Raw genomic sequence first — 18078 nt, 5'->3', positions numbered from 1 at the left:
TTTACAGCTAGTTTCCACTACAAATAGTTTCTATATATTTTGAGCTAAGGCCAATGGCTTTCAGCTCTTCTTTCATTTCATGTGTTTGTGCGATTTTTCTGTTAGGTACATATACAGCCACGCCGTTGCGATTTTTATAGCCTGCTGAATTTCTTACTTCGAAGGCAAGCGCTTGGGCTGCAGCAGTGATTTCTGATGATTGGCCCATGATCTCTATAAGATCATATTGATCAAATATCCCATCGTTTTTGCCTAACAGCTCTGAGCGGTTTGCAAGGTCTGTTAGTGAGCGATCAAATTTTGCCTTTTCTATGGCCTTAACCAAGGATTCAGCCTGAGAAAGCTTCATAATTGACATGGTTGTCTGCATCTTAGCTTCCATCCCCGAATGAAGGGTAAAGGAATCTAAAATTAACCGCCCTATTCTTTCCGTGCTGATCTGCGGGTTTCGCTCTAGCGCACCTATCCATGTGGTATAGTACAAGCCTGCTGCGGGGGTTGAATCTTCAGAAGCTATGAGATATTTGCCCTGATCTCTAAGTGCATAGGCAGTTTCAACGGTGCCCATAAGACATGCATCAAAGACGATTAAGTCGAAATACAGATCTGATGAACCGATTGCTTTGGAAAGCTCCGAAACCTTCATCGTTTTTCGTTCGTTTAGCTCGTCTGCGCCAAATCCGCCCATTGTTCCATACCCATGGTCCCATAGAATCAGGATATAACGCTCACTTGGTGCAACGGCTTTGCCCCACACAAGAAAATCCCTTAGTGTCCTAGGGTCTGATGCGGCAGTTTGGATATGACTTTCGTGCTTTTGAAGTTGTCCATGGCTAACTTCAAAGCGTTCGGACGCTCCATCGGCCATATATTTGTTCTGATATTTGAGCGTTCCGCCTGTTTGCATCAGGATTTTCGTATTTTGGTTTGGTTGACCACGTAAAATTTCTTCCAAATCATCGGTTAGCCGGCCTTGCTGAGATTCAAGGTCAGAACCCACTGCATAGATTAAAATCGTCGCTCCATTCAACTTTTTATCCTGCTCCCAAAGTGTCCTTGCCTCGTTTAAAGCTTGCGTGGTGAACACATCTGTTGCACTAAGGGTTTGACCTAGCGTGGCAAGTTGGTTTTTGGGTCTTGTGTTTAGAACATAACTGCTTATTTTTGCAAGAGTTCCCCGATTGAATTCGCGTTCTTTGGTAAGGTCTATTCCTAGAACTATGGAGGCGAAAGAAACCGCAGATCCATAGGTAAAGTCGCCCTTGGTTTCTGAATATCCCAACACCCTTAATACCATTGAACAATATTGGTTAAGAGAGATGGGCCGGTTACCGCCAAAACGATATTCATCAATTCCGTTAACTACACCCTTGGTATAGGCATACGACACGTAGCGGCCTTCCCACCCCGTATCAGTGAATGGATTTTTATAGGTGCTTTTCAGGGCCTCTTCTTCCTTCCCCCACAGACGCAGCATCATTACAAGGGATTCTGCCCGGGTAGGCACCCGCGACAGTTCATATCCATGCTCCGTTCCACTGAACAATCCCAAGCGATTAAGTCCTTCTGCATAGTTGGAGCTTTGTGCCGCTGCTGATGCTGATGGCGTTGTTGCGAGAAGAAAGATTAAAAAAATGATAAAACCTCGGATTTTCCCCATCAAGTTCCGGCCTTTCAATTTGAAATCCTATCAAGCTATTACTCTATCATGGCGGATTAACCCCTGTGTGAAAGTTAAAGAAATCTTTAAGTTCTCACTTGCCGCTCGACTTTGGCAGACACCACAAATGTGTCCGTCGCTCACACCATTGATTCTGTGCATCAAACGAAAAATAATGATACTATGTATGATGGGTAAAAGACTTTGCTATAGACTATATCGTTTTTATATGTTGCAACAGGAGAAGATAATATGCGTAACGAACCAAACTTTTGGCTGGATTTACCGAAACCGTTTTTTATATTAGCTCCAATGGAAGACGTCACAGATATTGTATTTCGTCACGTCATTAGTGAAGCTGCAAAGCCTGACGTATTTTTCACAGAATTCACAAGCGCAGAAAATTATTGTCACCCTGTTGGAAAAGAAAATGTAGGTGGCCGGTTAATGTTCACAGCTGATGAGCAACCGATTGTCGCTCATATTTGGGGCAATAAACCTGCACTTTTTGAACAGATGAGTATTGATATGAAAAAACTTGGTTTTCGTGGTATCGATATAAACATGGGATGCCCGGCACAAAACGCCGCAGCCAGTGGAAAAGGGGCCGGATTAATACGTCATCCTGAAGTTGCAGCAGAAATTATTCAAGCAGCAAAAGCAGGTGGATTGCCAGTTAGTGTTAAAACAAGATTAGGTTACTCTAAAATTGATGAGTGGCGCGATTGGTTAGGACATATATTGAAACAAGATATTGCGAATCTTTCCATTCACCTTCGTACCAAAAAAGAAAAGAGTAAAGTAGCTGCACACTGGGAACTAATTCCTGAAATAAAAAAATTGCGCGATGAAATTGCCCCAAATACGTTGTTAACCATTAATGGAGATATTCCGGACCGCGCAACAGGATTAAAAATAGTTGAACAATACGGCGTTGATGGTATCATGATTGGCCGCGGCATTTTCACTAATCCATTTGCTTTTGAGAAAGACTCTAAAGAACATAGCGCGAAGGATTTTCTCAATTTACTTCTTTTACAGTTGGATCTTCACGATAAATATTCAACAGAAACCTTGCCACGTTCATTTAGACCCCTTCTTCGCTATTTCAAAATCTATGTTCGTGGATTTAGTGGCGCAGGCGAACTAAGAGACCAATTAATGGAAACCACTTCAACAGACGAAGTGCGTCGTTTAGTAAAACCTCTTTTAGATCAAGAATTAGATTGAAGAATATTAAAAGATTTGAGCTATGAAAAAGAGGCTTCCCACAAGTTCAATGAACTCATAGGAAGCCTCTTATTTTTGCATCATGTGGTCAAACGGTGTTTCCTTCTCAGGAAACACTTGATGCAAAAGGGTTTGTCACCCTTATTACATCATGCCGCCCATACCGCCCATGCCGCCCATATCTGGCATTCCGCCACCAGCAGCGGCTGGTTCTGGCTTGTCAGCGATAACCGCTTCAGTGGTCAGGAACATAGCAGCTACGGAAGCTGCATTCTGCAGAGCATAACGTGTTACCTTGGCAGGGTCAACGATCCCTGCTTCGAACATGTTAACCCACTCATCGGTAGCAGCGTTGTAGCCGATGCCGATAGCTTCTTTTTTCAGACGGTCCACGATAACGGAACCTTCCTGGCCTGCGTTAGCAGCGATGGTACGAACAGGCTCTTCCAGTGCGCGCAGCACGAGGTTCACACCCGTTCTTTCGTCGCCTTCAGCTACAACAGCAGCTACAGCAGCATATACGTTCACAAGAGCTGTACCCCCACCGGATACGATACCTTCTTCAACCGCAGCGCGGGTTGCGTTCAGGGCATCTTCGATGCGAAGCTTGCGCTCTTTCAGTTCAGTTTCAGTAGCAGCACCGACTTTGACAACGGCTACGCCGCCAGCCAATTTAGCCAGACGCTCCTGCAGTTTTTCTTTGTCGAACTCGGAAGTGGTTTCTTCCAGCTGGGAACGGATTTGGCTAACGCGTGCATTAATGTCCGCCTTGTCGCCGCTTCCGTCTACAATTGTAGTGTTTTCTTTGGTTACACGCACTTGACGGGCGTTACCCAGTTGCTCGATAGAAGTGCTCTTGAGATCCAGTCCAAGCTTCTCAGTGATCACTTGGCCGCCTGTCAGAGCAGCGATATCCTGCAGCATAGCTTCACGGCGGTCGCCGAAGCCAGGAGCTTTAACCGCTACTGCATTGAACGTTCCGCGCAGCTTGTTCACGATCAGCATCGCCTGAGCTTCGCCTTCGATGTCTTCAGCGATGATTACCAGCGGACGCGCCTGTTGAACGATCTTCTCCAAGAGTGGAAGAATTTCTTGAGTGCTGCTGATTTTCTTGTCTGTAATCAGGATGTACGGGTTCTCCAGAACGGCTTCCATCTTGTCCGTATCGGTGATCATGTACGGGGAGATGTAACCACGGTCGAACTGCATACCTTCCACCACTTCAAGCTCTGTGAGGAATCCGCGGGATTCTTCAACGGTGATAACGCCGTCCTTGCCCACTTTTTCCATAGCTTCAGCAATCAGTTGGCCCACTTCTTCGTCAGCAGCGGAGATTGCAGCTACTTGTGCGATCGCTTGGGAATCCACAATCGGCTTAGCGATATTCTGCAGTTCAGCGACAGCAGCCTTCACTGCTTTGTCGATCCCTTTACGCATAACCATCGGGTTAGCGCCTGCAGTTACGTTCTTCAGACCTTCGCGGATCATAGCCTGAGCCAGAACCGTTGCAGTTGTAGTACCGTCACCAGCCACATCGTTAGTCTTGGTTGCTACTTCTTTAACGAGCTGTGCGCCCATGTTCTCGAAGGCATCTTCGAGTTCGATTTCCTTGGCGATGGTTACACCGTCATTCGTGATCAGCGGGCTGCCGAATTTCTTCTCCAGCACCACGTTGCGGCCTTTTGGACCCAGTGTAACTTTTACTGCATTTGCCAAAGCGTCAACCCCGCGCAGCATTGCACGGCGAGCATCTTCACTGAACTTAATTTCTTTTGCCATTGTATAGTTAACCTCCTAATATAATTTGTGAATGTATTCTGAATCTGAGTTATGAGAGACGCTTAAGACTAGTCAAGAATAGCGTGAATGTCGCTTTCTTTCATAATCAGATATTCTTTGCCTTCGTATTTGATTTCAGTTCCGGCATATTTCGAGAAAAGCACACGGTCGCCTTCTTTCACTTCCAGCGCTACACGGACTCCGTCTTTCAAAGCTCCGCTGCCTACAGCGATAATAGTACCTTCTTGCGGCTTCTCTTTGGAAGAGTCCGGAAGCACGATCCCGAAAGAAGTGGTTTCCTGTTGCTCGCTTGGTTCTACCAATACGCGTTCACCTAGTGGTTTAATCATGAAAAAATAGCCTCCTTTGAAATTATGTGATTTGCCTTGAAAACATAGATTGAGCTGCGGGGATCTGCCGTCAGGGCGGCAATATAGCGGATCAGCATCTTGATAAGGGATGTTGCTCCGGCTATTCCCGGTTTTTTCGCAGCGTTAGCACTCAACCCTCTGTAGTGCTAACAACAATTTTTATGATACTCAACTTGAAGGCGAATTTCAAGTCCTTTTACGTAAAATCGTATTTGTTTTTGCCAAAATTATGGTTTCAGCGCTTGTCCGGCACACACTCTCCTACATTCTATCCAGCAAGGGGCATATTATGCCCCCTTCCCACTAATCTGCCTTCACATACCGCGACTCCCGCTTAGCGTCCTCAGCCAATTGCCTGCGGTAGACGAATGCGGACAGAAACACACTGAATTCATACAGCACCAGCAGCGGAATCGTCACCAGAAAGTCCGAGATGAAATCAGGCGGTGTAATGACCACAGCAATGAACACAAGCGCGAAATAGGCATAACGGCGCATCTTGCGCAGACGCAGCGGGTTCAGCACCCTGAGCTTAGTCAGGAACATGACAATCAGCGGCAGCTCGAAGAGCAGGGCCAGCGGAATCACCAGACTGAACAGGAAATCGAAGTATTCGGCGATGCCGTAGGTCTCCTCAAGCCCCATATTCCGCGTAATCGAAATCGTGAAGGATAAGGCCATAGGGAATACTATGTAATAGGCAAAAGCAATGCCGGCAATAAACAACACAAACACATAAGGCACATAACGCAGGGCAGCGCTCCGCTCCACAGGCCGCAGGCCGGGGCTGATAAACGCCCATAGCTGAAAGGCAATAAACGGCACGGAGAAGACCAGTGAGACCGCCATAGCGATCTTCATATACATCCCGATTCCGTCCCAGAAGGAGAACGCATGCAGGACGAAGCCCTGCGCAGCATCGGCGCTGATCAGGTACAGATAGATTGGCTTGGCGACGAATAAGCCGAGCACAAGTCCTGCTACGAACACGATCAGCACGTAGATAAGACGTCTGCGCAGCTCCGTCAGATGATCGACGAGGGACATTTCTTCCGCTTCCAGAGACATGACTGACACCACCCGGATTGACATTTTTTCATCTTCAAAAAAAGGGCGCCGCCCCGGTCTAAAAGCAGACCTGGGAAAGACGCCCCTGCGTGGGAACCTTAAAATTATTCCGGCAGACGGCGGTCCTGCGGAAGTTCTGCTGCTGCCGTCTGCGCAGCCGCAGGAGCAACAGTCTCGCTCCGCTTGGCCGCTTCCGGCTCGTTCACAATCTCCCGAGCACCGTCCTTGAATTCACGGAAGGTACGCCCGACTGCCCGCCCCAGCTCAGGAAGCTTATTGGGACCGAAGAGCAGCAATGCCAAGATAACCAACAAGATAATTCCGGGTGTGCCAATACCACCTAACATACCGGTTTCCTCCCATCCTTCTGTCCGTTCATGACAATAGTTAACGATAAAACAATAATACCATAACTTATATCACACATCCATTGTGTATCCTGAACGATTTAGACAAAAGTGAAGAGAGCAGAGTCCGATTACTGGCGGTATTGTCCCGTAACCATTAACAGAGCTTCCGGAAGCTGATCCATAATCGCCGCCAGATTCTCATGTACCCCCTTCGGGGTACCGGGCAGATTGACAATCAGAGTTCTTCCGCGGATGCCGCAGATTCCCCGGAACAGCATAGCTGCGCGGTTCTTCTGCATCACCGTACTGCGCATCGCCTCGGAGAGTCCGGGCACTTCGCGTTCAATGACCCGCCGCGTCGCCTCCGGCGTAACATCGCGGATGGCCAGATCGGTTCCGCCGGTTGTCAGCACCAGATCCGCCTGGAAATAATCCGTAAGCTCAATCAATGCAGCAATAATCTCATCCTGCTCATCAGGCACGATCCGGTATTCAATGATCTCGCCGCCCAGCTCCTCCTCCACCAGCTCCCGAATCACCTGGGCGCTCGTGTCTTCCCGTTCGCCCCTGGCCCCTTTATCGCTGGCCGTCAGGATTGCTGTTTTCCACGCCATAGGTTGTCCCTCCCTCTCTATGTACTATGTATATCCGGCTGCTGAAGCAGCTGCCGCTGCGCCTTCGGCTGTATCATTCCCTGCTGCTCTATTCTGCTTCCAGCGCGTAATCCCCATTCTTACCGCCGCTCTTGGACACCAGCATCGTAGGTCCGATAATCATGTCCTTCTGCAGCGCCTTGCACATATCATATACGGTCAGCGCCGCTGCCGATACGGCAGTCAGCGCCTCCATCTCCACCCCGGTCTTACCGGTAGTGCTGACGGTTGCTTCTATATATAGTTCATCTTTGTTGTTATCCATGAAGCGGATATCCACTCCGGTAAGCGGCAGCGGGTGGCACATGGGAATCCAGCTTGCGGTCTGCTTCGCCGCCATGATTCCTGCAACCTGAGCTACCGCTAGCACATCGCCCTTGCGGACCGTTCCCGCCTTAATGGCGCTCAGCGTCTCCGGGGCCATATGCACCTGGCTTCTAGCTGCCGCTGTCCGCCTGGTAACCTCCTTGTCGCTCACATCCACCATGCGGGCTCTGCCCTGCTCGTTGAAATGAGTTAATTCCATGTAGCCCTCTCCTTCCGGCAATCCATGATGCCGTTCTCCGTAATCAGCAGATCCATTAAGGCATCATGCTCCTCAAGCGGTACTTCCGGTACCAGCTGGAGGCCGTAGGCCAGACCAATCCACATAGGCTTGGCAGCCGTACCGGGGACTCCTGCCTCCAATGCGGTGTGCAGGCGGTCATAATATCCTCGTCCGTAGCCGAGGCGTCCGCCCCGCCGGTCAAAGGCCAGTCCGGGCACGAAGATAACCTCCGGGCAGCCGGTTCCCCGTCCTGCTTGCGCGATGGGGCCGGCAAGTGCCGCACTCCCGGCTGGAGGCTCCATGATCCCGTAGGTTCCAGGGACAAGCTCATCCCAGGAGCTTACCTGGTGAAGGCTTAAGTCCCCGCTCTCCCGGTTAACGCGGGGAAGCAGCACCTTATGCCCTTCCGCCCATGCCGCCGTAAGAAGCGGACGGCAGTCCAGCTCGGAGCGAAACGGCGCATACGCAAGCAGTGAAGCTGCGCCTTCCTGTGAGAACCAGCTCCAGGCATGGGCGCACACCCGGGCGGATAACAGCTCCCGCTGCTCCATGGGCAAGGCATCGCGGAGCGCGGTATTCCCGGTGCGAAGCTCGCGCTTCCGCCCGGCAAGCTGCATGCTGTGCTCCTGCATAGGCAGCCTCCTCCTTCACTTGTTCCTAGCTTATCATAGTTTGTAAGCTCAGTTTACCACTCTTCTCACCGGTTCGCCAAGGTTGATTCATTCCCCTTGTTAGAAGAATGAACCTCGCACGCCCCACCTTTTTCATGTAAACTGGAGAATAAGATTAGACAATCGCCTGGGCGCAAGCCGCCGAGGCCAATTTGCAAGGGCGGAGGTTTCATCAGAATGCTTCTTCAAGCGACAGGAATTACGAAATCATACGGTATACAAAGCGTGCTGGACGGCATTAGCCTAATGGTGAACGAGAGGGAGAGAGTCGGGCTGGTTGGCGTCAACGGAGCAGGCAAATCGACCTTTCTGCAGATTCTCGCGGGTGAGATGTCTTATGACAGCGGACAAATTCATAAGTCTAAAGAGACTACGATTGGCTATCTGGCCCAGAACAGCGGCCTGCAGTCGGATAACACCATACAGGAAGAGATGCTCGCGGTATTTGCGCCGCTGCTGGAGGCAGAGGCCGAGCTGCGGCAGCTGGAGACCGATATCGCCGATCCGGCACTTGCCGAAGATCCGAAGCGTTATGAGGATCTGCTGGAGCGCTATGCCAGACGCTCCGACTGGTTCAAGGATCACGGCGGCTATGAGATCAATACGCGTATCCGCAGCGTGCTGCACGGGATGGGCTTCGGAGAGTTCGCACCGGATACTCCGATCTCAACGTTAAGCGGAGGCCAGAAGACACGTCTGGCACTGGCCCGCATTCTGCTTCAAGCTCCTGATCTGCTCATGCTCGATGAGCCGACCAACCATCTGGACATTGAGACGCTCACCTGGCTGGAGGATTATCTGCGCGGCTACGCAGGCGGTATTCTGGTCGTATCCCATGACCGGTATTTCCTCGACCGCCTGGTGACGACCATTGTGGAGATTGAGCGGCACCAATCGCGCAGATACACAGGTAACTACAGCCGTTATATGGAGCTGAAGGCTGCGGAATACGAGATTCGTATGAAGCAGTATGAGAAGCAGCAGGACGAAATTTCGCGGATGGAGGATTTCGTGCAGCGCAACATTGTCCGGGCCTCCACCACCAAGCGGGCACAGAGCCGCCGCAAGGCGCTCGACAAAATGGAGCGCATCGACAAGCCGCTGGGCGACCTGAAGAAGGCCAGCTTCTCCTTCGAGCCTGACTTCATGTCCGGCAAGGAAGTGCTGCAGGTCCGGGAGGTCGCAGTCTCTTTCAGTCCTGAGGCTGCACCGCTCTTCCGCAATGCCTCCTTCGAGCTGCGGCGCGGCGAGACAGCGGCGCTGATCGGACCAAACGGGATCGGGAAGTCCACACTACTGCAATGCATGACCGGCACCCGCGAGCCTTCCCGCGGAACCGTGAACTGGGGAACCAAGGTGAAGATCGCCTACTACGACCAGGAGCAGACCCGGCTGAATCCGCGCAATACTGTGCTGGAGGAGCTGTGGAGTGAATATCCGATGCTGGAGGAGGCCAGAATCCGTACGATTCTCGGCAACTTCCTGTTCAGCGGCGAGGATGTGCTTAAGAAGGTAGCTGCGCTGAGCGGCGGCGAGAAGGCCCGGGTGGCCCTGTCCAAGCTAATGCTTCGCGGAGCCAATATGCTGATTCTCGATGAGCCTACCAACCATTTGGATCTTGTCAGCCGTGAGGTGCTCGAATCGGCCCTGATCGATTTTGAAGGCACATTGCTGTTCATTTCCCATGACCGTTATTTCCTCAACAAGATGGCTGAACGGGTACTGGAGCTGCACCCGGACGGAATTGATCAGTATTTGGGCAATTATGACGACTATATCGAGAAAAAGCTCGAGCTCAAGGCGATTGCCGAAGAGGAAGCCGAGCTTGCCGCCGCCAAGTCCTCCCGCAGTGCCGACAACGAGGCGGTATCCGCCGAGAAAGGAAGCTCCCTCTCCTATGAGGCGGAGAAGCAGGCCAAACGCGAGGAGCGGAACCGCCAGCGCCGCATCTCCGAACTGGAGGAGAATATCGCGAAGCTGGAGGAAGCCATCGCGGGGATTGAGCATGAAATGACTAAGCCTGAGGTGTATCAGGATTATATGGCGCTTCAGGAGCATGAAAGTGAGCTTAAGGACAAAAAACGCGAGCTGGGAGATTTATTTAGCGAATGGGAGAAACTGGCTGAGGAATAATGTAAAGGCGCATCAAAAAAATTTTTAACAGTTTCCAATTTGTTCAAATCTAGTTATCCACAGGCTCATCCACAGTTTCCGTGCATAACTATCGTCTAAAATTAGCCCTTCGGGGCTTTTTTCATGCGTAAAATGGCTACTTTGCTTGTCAAGGACTTTTTATCCACCGAATTATCCACATTATCCACAATTCTCACAATTTTGTTTCATAGCATAACCTCCTGTTTATGGTGCTCGCAAAAAAGGCGTTATTGCTGATTTTACACGGTTTTTACACAACTCGTGCGGAATATGTGGATAACGTTGTCCACAGGTTGACAAATGCCGCAATTGGCAAAAATCATGTTAGGTTTAGGCGATATGTACGTTCACTTGTGCGCCATCCGGCACACTCCCAGGCAACGCCGAACGTGGTCTGTTTGCGATTACATTTGGCTCGCGCACCCTCACCCGGCGCATTGTGGTCGGTTTTTCGACTACATTCGGCCATACGCCGCTTTGCTAGCCCCTGACAGCAAAAATGCCCCTGCCGATGTTGGTGACATGGCAGAGGCATCCGGTCCTTGAAAAGCGTTGAACCCGCGCGGTAACTTCGCTCTGTTCTTGGGTCTCTAGCTTTTTAGCTATTCACCGCCGAGCCGGGAGAGGGCATCTCCGATTCCGACAGCAGTGCCGCATTACAAGCGGCGATGTAAGCAATGCCTGCGGCCATTACGATATCGTGATGGATGGCCGTGCCCCGGAACTTGGTGTCCTTCCACTCCACCATGACGGCGGCCTCGGCCTGGGCATTCCCGCCGCTGCCGAGGGAATGCAGCTCCAGCCCGTCGAAGCGGATATCCTCGGCAATCCCTTGCCCTATAGCGGCAATGATTGCTTCCAGCGGACCGTCTCCGGTGCTGGTCTGGGTCGTCTCTGCGCCGCTCTGCAGATGGCGCACTGTCACTGCGGCCACGCGGCTCGGCGCGCTGCCGGCCAGGACCTGGACCTCGCCGAGCGCATAGACCTGCGCCTGCTGTCCTGTGGTGCTGCTGACCATCCGCAGCAGCTCATCATCGCTGACGGCCTTCTGGCGGTCAGCCGTCTCCTTGAAGGATTCGTAGAGCGCGTCCAGCTCCGCCGAATCCAGGGCAATGCCGTACTTCGCGGCGCGGTCCTTCAGCGCATGCCTGCCGGAATGCTTGCCGAGGATAATCATGCTGCGCGGGATGCCCAGCCGCTCCGGGTCCATAATCTCGTAGGTGCTGCGGTCCTTCAGCAGGCCGTCCTGATGGATGCCGGATTCATGCTGGAAGGCATTGCGCCCGACCACCGGCTTGTTGAAGGCAATCGGGAAATGCATCGCCCCGCTGATCATCCGTGAGGTGTCATATAGCTTATCCAGCACGATTCCAGTCTCGGCGCCGATAGAGTCTCCGCGTGTCTCCAGCGCCATGACCAGCTCCTCCAGCGCACAGTTGCCGGTCCGCTCGCCCACTCCGTTGACGGTAACCTCAATCTGTGTGGCGCCGCCTTCAATGGCCGCCAGGCTGTTCGCTACGGCGAGGCCCAGATCGTTGTGGCAGTGGGCGCTGTAGATGACCTTGTCTCCGCCCCTGGCTCCAAGCCGCACACGCCGGAACATCTCTCCGTATTCCTGAGGCAGCGCATAACCTACCGTATCCGGCAGATTGATAATCGAAGCGCCCTCTTCAATCACCGCCTCGACCATCTCGATCAGATCGTCGATGCCCGTCCGCGCAGCGTCCATTGCAGTGAACTCTACCACATCGCAGAACTGGCGGGCATAAGCCGTCATCTCTCTGGCAACCGCTACAACCTCAGGGCGGCTCATGCGCAGCTGATGGCGCAGATGGATGTCGGAGGAGGAGATGAACAGATGAATCCGCCGCCGCGCGGCATCCCGGGTAGCCCGAACAGCAGCATCGATATCCCCCTTGACTGCCCGTGCGAAGCCGCAGATCTCCACGCCCTGAATGTTGCGGGAGATCGTCTCCACCGCAGCGAAATCCCCCGGACTGGATACAGGGAATCCCGGCTCCATGACATCCACTCCCAGGTCCGCCAGCTTGCCGGCCAGAATAATCTTTTGCTCAGGGGTAAGACTGGCTCCCGGGGCCTGCTCCCCGTCACGCAGCGTCGTGTCAAAAATCTGAATTCGTTTCTTTACCGGAATAATCATTGTAATTCCTCCTCAAATTAGGTTTATCTAATGGAGGGCTGCCTCCTAAAAAGCACAAAGACCCCCCGTCTCTTATAAAGAGACGGGGGGTCAGCCCTCCGCGGTACCACTCTTTTTGACGCATAGGCTCCCTGATGTCAGAAGTCCTGGCTGCGTCCAGCTTAGATCAGATCTCCCAGCTCCGATAACGGAAGCTATAAAGATCTGAAGGGTCCGGTAACGGGGACATCCGTAGCAGCGTACCTGTAGCTCTTTCCGCCGCTCCGCTCACGGGCGAGATTCGCCGGCCTCTGGTGTCTGCGTCGCACCTCCCCGCAGCTCTCTGTTCACCTTAGCCGTCTACTGCTCCCGATCCTTGCGTGTCATTCCTATATAACTTCTCACAAAATGTGCACAAAAAAAGCCTGCCGTCTCATTCAAGAGACGACAGGCTGTTCACTGTCGCGGTACCACTCTTGTTGATATCCGAACCCGCTAACCTTCCAGCTGTTCTGCGATACCCACTCCATGTCTGCAAGGTTCCCGGAATGTTCCCACTCCGCCAGCCTTGACTGACCACCCTCTCACGGAGGTTAACCGTAACGGTGTACCTAAGGTTGCCGGATTACATCCTGTACCGGCCAGCGCTCCTGTTCAAAGAGCTCCCTGCTTCCACCGCTCCGCTCCCGGACGAGTTCAGGTCTCCATCGACTGCGTCGCACCTTCCCGCAGCTCTCTTATCCCGGAGTGACCTTACTGCTTCCGATCATTGCGTTTGTTCAAATATAAGATGATTGAATTGAACTGATTATACCCGGCGGCATCTGCAAAAGTCAATAGGCAGATACCGACCATTTCTCCAGCGAATAACCGGGATCGGCGACCATATCCAGCGGAATCCCGCCTTCATGTCTCCATTTCACGTAAGCTGCGGCACCAATCATGGCTGCATTATCCGTACAATATACGGGAGGAGGGATAACCAGCTCAATTCCCTCTGTTCCGCAGCGCCGGATCAGGGCTTCGCGCAGCCCCTTGTTCGCCGCTACCCCTCCGCAGAGCAGAAGCTGCTCCGCGTGGTATTCACGGACGGCACGGATCGCCTTCTCGACCAGCACTTCAACTACGGATTCCTGGAAGCCGCGCGCAATGCCCGCGACATCCGGCACAAGCCCCTTCATCTTACTCTGATTCACCGCGTTCAGCACCGCAGACTTCAGACCGCTGAAGCTGAAGTCATACGAGCCCGGCTCCAGCCACACACGCGGCAGAGCGAAGGCTTCCTCCGCTTCATGCGCCAGCTTGTCCACATGCGGCCCTCCCGGATAAGGGAAGCCCAGGGCCCGTGCCACTTTGTCATATGCTTCGCCGACGGCATCGTCACGGGTGCGCCCGATGATCCGGAAAGCTCCTTCCCGCTCCATATACACCAGCTCCGTATGCCCCCCTGATACCACCAGCGTCATGCCCGGATACTTCAATTCCTTGACCAGCCGGTTAGCATAGATATGACCGGCAATATGATGCGTGCCGATGAGCGGCTTGCCCCAGGCCAGCGCCAGGCTTTTGGCAGCCACGACTCCGACCAGCAGCGCCCCCACCAGTCCCGGACCCTGCGTTACCGCCACAGCCGTCAGCTCCTGCGGACGTACGCCGGCTACGCTTAAGGCTTCTTCAATGACCAGCGTTATCACCTCGACATGCTTGCGGGAGGCCACTTCAGGCACCACTCCCCCGAATGCCCGGTGGGTCTCAATCTGGCTGGAGATGATGTTGGACAACACCTCACAGCCATCCTTCACTACAGCTACAGAGGTCTCGTCACAGCTGGTTTCAATCGCCAGAATCAATACAGGCTCCCTTGCGCCCGTGTCTGTCTTCATTTCAAGTCCACACTTCCTTCCGTTACAGCTTGCTCCCCGTACTCCGGCAGATCGGCCCACATGATGAGCGCATCCTCGCGGTTGTCCGAATAATAGCCCTTGCGGGTACCCGCAGGCTTGAAGCCTTTTTTGCGGTATAAATTCTGGGCCACCTCATTGGAGACCCGTACTTCAAGCGTGATCGACTGCATGCCGAGATAAGCCGCCGTCTTCATCAGCTCGTCCAGGAGCCGCTCGCCCCATTTACGTCCCCGGTATGCCTCCAGCAGTGCAATATTGGTGACATGCGCCTCATCGACAATCGCCCACATTCCTGCGTATCCAATAATATGCCCTGCCAGCTCCATTACCATATATTTAGCAAAATGATTGTGGGTCAGCTCGTTGCGGAAGGCTTCCTCTGTCCAAGGCATGGTGAAGGCCTCCCGTTCAATCACAAGAATCGCAGGCACATCCTCCAGCCGCATCAGGCGAAAAACAAGCTCAGTCCCCTGAGCTGGTCTACGTTCCGGTTCGATCATCGTGTATTCAGGCTCCCTTCGCTGCTGCGGCGCAAATTCGCCTCCGCCTCCGACAGCTGCGTATAATTGGGAATCAGCGTATGCAAATTTCCGCTCTCTTCGTAGAGACCCGCTTCCGCCAGAAATCCAGTCCAGCGTCCTTCCAGCTCATAAGGCACTGCCTGGACGTTGGCAGCTTCCATCAGCGGAGCCAGCATGTCCGCACTTCCGTGCAGCGCCGTCTCGCCTACGAACCACAGTGTGTCCGGCAGATTGCCCTCAGCTGCGGCTTCCTTCAGCCGTACCGCCAGCTCCTGCACCCAGTCGGCCATCAGCCTGATGGCATCCGGCGCCAGCCGCCGGGGAGGCTTGTCCCCGTCCGCCGCGAATACAGCGGTGTATGCCTGCCCCCGCCGGGCATCGATCAGCGGAATGATCCAGTCTGTTCCTGCCGTGCCGTTCGGGGACGTTATGGAGCCTTGCTCCTGCTGCGCAGAAGCCGCATGGTATCCGCCCCAGGCCAGCGCATGCAGGCTGGATACACCGGTAACCGGTACGTTCCAGGCCCAGGCCAGCGTCTTGGCTGCAGTCACAGCGATCCGTGTTCCGGTATAGGAGCCCGGGCCGATCCCGACCGAGATTCCGCCGATTCTTTCGGCCGTAGTGGCAGACGCCTGAAGTGCCTGCTCAATAATAGGCAGCAGATGAACCGAATGGTTCCGCTCCCCGGAAGCATTAATCTCATGCAACAGCTCCCCGCCGCCAGTCACGGCCACTCCCAGAACTGCCGTTGATGTATCCAGCGCCAAAAACCGCTTACGCGGCTCATTATTCGAGTTCGTCATATTTCTTTACCCCACTTCTGGATCAGCATCCGGCACACTTCGCCGTAAGGCTCTCCGATTCCGGTCACCGTAATCTCCCGTTCATCCGGGCCGGCGGTCTTCAGCTCTATATGGAGATGCCGCGGCGGCATCAGATCAGCAATGATTCGGCTCCATTCCACCAGACACACACCCTGACCGTAGAAATACTCTTCCAGTCCCAGCTCGTCCGCTTCCTGCAGCGATATCCGGTATACATCCATATGATACAGCGGCAGACGTCCTTCATACTCTTTGATAATGGTAAAAGTAGGACTATTCACAATACCTTCCACACCCAAATGGCGTGCATAGCACTGCGAGAACGCTGTTTTGCCCGCACCTAGATCCCCGTCAAGTCCGATAACCATCCCCGCCGATGACGCGGCAGCAATGGCGGCGGCAAGTGCCTCCGTATCCTGAAGGCCGAATGAACGGGTTGTAAACACCGTTTGTGTATTATTGTCCAAAGCTGCAACTACCACCTTTTTGAAGATCCCTTAACAGTTAACAATACTTTTAATTATATCGGTATGCTACTTGCACCGCAACAGCCTGTCAGTCCGTTGTGAACGCCGGAGCCGCCGCAGGCTTCCCCGGATGCCGGGAGAACAGGCTATGCAGCACCATACCACCAATAATGACCGCAATCCCCGCCCATGACAGGAGGGATGGCAGCGGCGAGGCCAGCAGGAGCATCTCCCCCAGCAAGGCGAACAGCACCTCCAGTGACTGGGTCGCTTCCACGGCTGCCAGACTGCTCATGCTATCCCTGACCAGATCGGTAGCCCGGAAAAACAGCACCGTTGCCACAACTCCCGAACTGAGTGCAACAATGACTGATTGTCCTATTTGCGAGGAGGAGGGCAGGCCTGTATCTGCCATACCATACAGAGCGACAGCCAGCCAGAAGGGCAGGCTGGCAAGCGTCATACCAAGAATCCGCTGGAATACATCCAGCTGGCCGCCGCACAGCTCCATCATCTTACGGTTTCCGAGCGGATAAGCGAAGGAAGCGATAAGAATCGGGACAATGCCCAGCAGGACCTGGGATGGGGCAAGCTGCCGCGCCTGCTCCACTTGCAGCAGCGCTACTCCGGCGAGAATAATCAGGGAGAGCAGCAGCCCGCCCAGCGGGATTTTACCTCTTATGTATACTTGTTCTCCCGGTCCGCCAACCCATTCTCCGAAGAACGGAGCCAGCAGCGAACCGGAGATAATGGTGATCTGCCACGTTCCAGCGCTCAGCCAGCCCGGTGCATAGGTAGCGGCGAAGCAGATGGGCGCGTAGAACAAACCGAACCCGACAGTTCCCCACAGCAGCCAGGCTCCAGGCCGTTCTCTCATCGCAGCCAGCAGCGGCTTCAGCCTCCCTCTTCCGGCCACAATCGCCAGCAGCAGCGGGAGCGTGAACAAGTACCGCAGCGAGGCGCTCCACGCCCAGCTTCCTCCCGCAAGCTCCATCCTCCGGTTCAGCACAAACGTCACCGCAAAAAACAGCGCCGAGCACACACCCAGCAATATCGGACGCACTTTCATCATCTCTTTTCGTCAAAATTCTTCTTCCAAATATAGGGGGTCACCACGCCCGGCGTCAATATCTGTGTCAGCTATTATTAGAGGCTACAGCTCCATACCCCGGCCCTGAGCATAACGTGTGTAGGAGGTCAGGCCACACAAAAAGCAGGAGACTCCCGCGATGGTGTCACCGCCAAGAGAACGCCTGCTCTAATTAGTATTTTACCTGGATACCTACCAGGACTTATTGTGCTGACCCGCTACTTCCTCTGTTCCTCCAGCCGCTCAACACCAACAGTCTGTGTATTCGTCGGCCGGGAGCCTACCTGAACCGTTGCCATACCGTTATCCGAATCTACATGCTCAATCCAAACCGGTTCTCCGTCGAGATGCACCGCAATCTTGTCCTTGGAAGCGTAAATATCCTGCGCACGTGTTATATCCATTCTTTTCTTGCCCCCCTATTCCTCTTCATCTTCCGCTGGAAGCTCCCCGATCGTTGCATCAGCATCCAGCAGTACTGCGTCCTCGTCCAGTCCGGCATCCTCCGGATCGGCAATAATATTGTCCCAATTGACCGCCTCAGCCGGAATATCCTGCTCGGATAACACATCGCTCCAGTGATAGTGCTCCTTGTCCATAATGCCTCCTCTTCTCGCTTTGGGTCTGTGCAAGCTGAGCAGCATTTATT

At 53.4% G+C, this 18078-nt stretch carries 18 protein-coding genes and 2 other annotated features; of the genes, 2 read left to right on the top strand and 16 right to left on the bottom strand.

Going from position 1 to position 18078, the window contains the following annotated elements; genetic code table 11:
* Positions 1–7 precede the first annotated feature (7 nt).
* Positions 8–1660, bottom strand: a complete 1653-nt coding sequence (locus C173_RS05780) for a clostripain-related cysteine peptidase (protein WP_081751032.1) — start codon at positions 1658–1660, stop codon at positions 8–10.
* A gap of 252 nt (positions 1661–1912) precedes the next feature.
* Here C173_RS05780 and C173_RS05775 point away from each other — a divergent pair, with 252 nt between their 5' ends.
* Entirely contained in the window at positions 1913–2890 is a 978-nt protein-coding gene (locus C173_RS05775; protein WP_036723195.1) for a tRNA dihydrouridine synthase, read from the top strand.
* Between the two features lie 144 nt (positions 2891–3034).
* Here the strand turns inward: C173_RS05775 and groL are convergent, their stop codons facing one another.
* From groL to C173_RS05740, 7 genes are all read right to left on the bottom strand, one after another.
* Positions 3035–4669, bottom strand: coding sequence for a chaperonin GroEL (groL, locus tag C173_RS05770; protein ID WP_036723193.1), 1635 nt, complete (start codon positions 4667–4669; stop codon positions 3035–3037).
* A 68-nt stretch (positions 4670–4737) separates the two neighbouring features.
* A complete protein-coding gene (groES, locus tag C173_RS05765; RefSeq protein WP_036723192.1) occupies positions 4738–5019 on the bottom strand; it encodes a co-chaperone GroES in 282 nt (93 codons plus the stop codon).
* A gap of 324 nt (positions 5020–5343) precedes the next feature.
* On the bottom strand, positions 5344–6108 hold the full coding sequence (gene tatC / locus C173_RS05760) for a twin-arginine translocase subunit TatC (RefSeq protein ID WP_036723191.1): 765 nt from the start codon (positions 6106–6108) through the stop codon (positions 5344–5346).
* 104 nt (positions 6109–6212) lie between these two features.
* Positions 6213–6455 carry a twin-arginine translocase TatA/TatE family subunit gene (gene tatA / locus C173_RS05755; RefSeq protein WP_036723189.1) on the bottom strand — a complete coding sequence of 81 codons (243 nt, stop codon included), beginning with the start codon at positions 6453–6455 and terminating at the stop codon, positions 6213–6215.
* A gap of 131 nt (positions 6456–6586) precedes the next feature.
* The gene (locus tag C173_RS05750) at positions 6587–7072 is read right to left on the bottom strand and encodes a MogA/MoaB family molybdenum cofactor biosynthesis protein (protein WP_036693720.1); all 486 of its coding nucleotides are present in this window, start codon (positions 7070–7072) and stop codon (positions 6587–6589) included.
* An 88-nt stretch (positions 7073–7160) separates the two neighbouring features.
* Positions 7161–7637 carry a cyclic pyranopterin monophosphate synthase MoaC gene (moaC, locus tag C173_RS05745; RefSeq protein WP_036723188.1) on the bottom strand — a complete coding sequence of 159 codons (477 nt, stop codon included), beginning with the start codon at positions 7635–7637 and terminating at the stop codon, positions 7161–7163.
* The gene (locus C173_RS05740; RefSeq protein WP_051477837.1) at positions 7628–8290 is read right to left on the bottom strand and encodes a 5-formyltetrahydrofolate cyclo-ligase; all 663 of its coding nucleotides are present in this window, start codon (positions 8288–8290) and stop codon (positions 7628–7630) included. Before C173_RS05740 ends, moaC begins: the two co-directional genes overlap by 10 nt.
* A gap of 216 nt (positions 8291–8506) precedes the next feature.
* Between C173_RS05740 and C173_RS05735 the strand changes: the two genes are divergently transcribed.
* Positions 8507–10462 carry an ABC-F family ATP-binding cassette domain-containing protein gene (locus tag C173_RS05735; protein ID WP_036723187.1) on the top strand — a complete coding sequence of 652 codons (1956 nt, stop codon included), beginning with the start codon at positions 8507–8509 and terminating at the stop codon, positions 10460–10462.
* A 619-nt stretch (positions 10463–11081) separates the two neighbouring features.
* Here C173_RS05735 and C173_RS05730 read toward each other — a convergent pair.
* The 8 genes from C173_RS05730 to C173_RS05695 all read right to left on the bottom strand — a co-directional run bounded on the left by C173_RS05730 (position 11082) and on the right by C173_RS05695 (position 18028).
* Positions 11082–12644 carry a 2-isopropylmalate synthase gene (locus C173_RS05730; RefSeq protein ID WP_036723186.1) on the bottom strand — a complete coding sequence of 521 codons (1563 nt, stop codon included), beginning with the start codon at positions 12642–12644 and terminating at the stop codon, positions 11082–11084.
* A gap of 75 nt (positions 12645–12719) precedes the next feature.
* Positions 12720–13009 (bottom strand) — a binding site (T-box leader).
* 51 nt (positions 13010–13060) lie between these two features.
* Positions 13061–13402 (bottom strand) — a binding site (T-box leader).
* A 54-nt stretch (positions 13403–13456) separates the two neighbouring features.
* On the bottom strand, positions 13457–14506 hold the full coding sequence (gene tsaD, locus C173_RS05725; RefSeq protein ID WP_036723185.1) for a tRNA (adenosine(37)-N6)-threonylcarbamoyltransferase complex transferase subunit TsaD: 1050 nt from the start codon (positions 14504–14506) through the stop codon (positions 13457–13459).
* Positions 14503–15027 carry a ribosomal protein S18-alanine N-acetyltransferase gene (gene rimI / locus C173_RS05720; protein WP_051477836.1) on the bottom strand — a complete coding sequence of 175 codons (525 nt, stop codon included), beginning with the start codon at positions 15025–15027 and terminating at the stop codon, positions 14503–14505. The genes tsaD and rimI overlap by 4 nt, the downstream gene beginning before the upstream one ends.
* The gene (gene tsaB, locus C173_RS05715; RefSeq protein ID WP_036723183.1) at positions 15024–15851 is read right to left on the bottom strand and encodes a tRNA (adenosine(37)-N6)-threonylcarbamoyltransferase complex dimerization subunit type 1 TsaB; all 828 of its coding nucleotides are present in this window, start codon (positions 15849–15851) and stop codon (positions 15024–15026) included. The genes rimI and tsaB overlap by 4 nt, the downstream gene beginning before the upstream one ends.
* Positions 15848–16318 (bottom strand): tRNA (adenosine(37)-N6)-threonylcarbamoyltransferase complex ATPase subunit type 1 TsaE, encoded by a 471-nt coding sequence (gene tsaE, locus C173_RS05710; RefSeq protein WP_036723368.1) that lies wholly within the window; start codon positions 16316–16318, stop codon positions 15848–15850. Before tsaE ends, tsaB begins: the two co-directional genes overlap by 4 nt.
* A 109-nt stretch (positions 16319–16427) precedes the next feature.
* Positions 16428–17402, bottom strand: a complete 975-nt coding sequence (locus tag C173_RS05705; RefSeq protein ID WP_036723367.1) for a DMT family transporter — start codon at positions 17400–17402, stop codon at positions 16428–16430.
* Between the two features lie 245 nt (positions 17403–17647).
* The gene (locus C173_RS05700; protein WP_036723178.1) at positions 17648–17833 is read right to left on the bottom strand and encodes an H-type small acid-soluble spore protein; all 186 of its coding nucleotides are present in this window, start codon (positions 17831–17833) and stop codon (positions 17648–17650) included.
* A 15-nt stretch (positions 17834–17848) separates the two neighbouring features.
* The gene (locus C173_RS05695) at positions 17849–18028 is read right to left on the bottom strand and encodes a hypothetical protein (protein WP_036723176.1); all 180 of its coding nucleotides are present in this window, start codon (positions 18026–18028) and stop codon (positions 17849–17851) included.
* Between the last annotated feature and the right edge of the window lie 50 nt (positions 18029–18078).

The organism is Paenibacillus sp. FSL R7-277 (genome assembly GCF_000517965.1).
In the GTDB taxonomy this organism is placed as follows: Bacteria; Bacillota; Bacilli; order Paenibacillales; family Paenibacillaceae; genus Paenibacillus_AQ; species Paenibacillus_AQ silagei.
The sequence above is the reverse complement of the archived record's forward strand: the minus strand, read 5'-3'. Positions and strand labels throughout refer to the sequence as shown.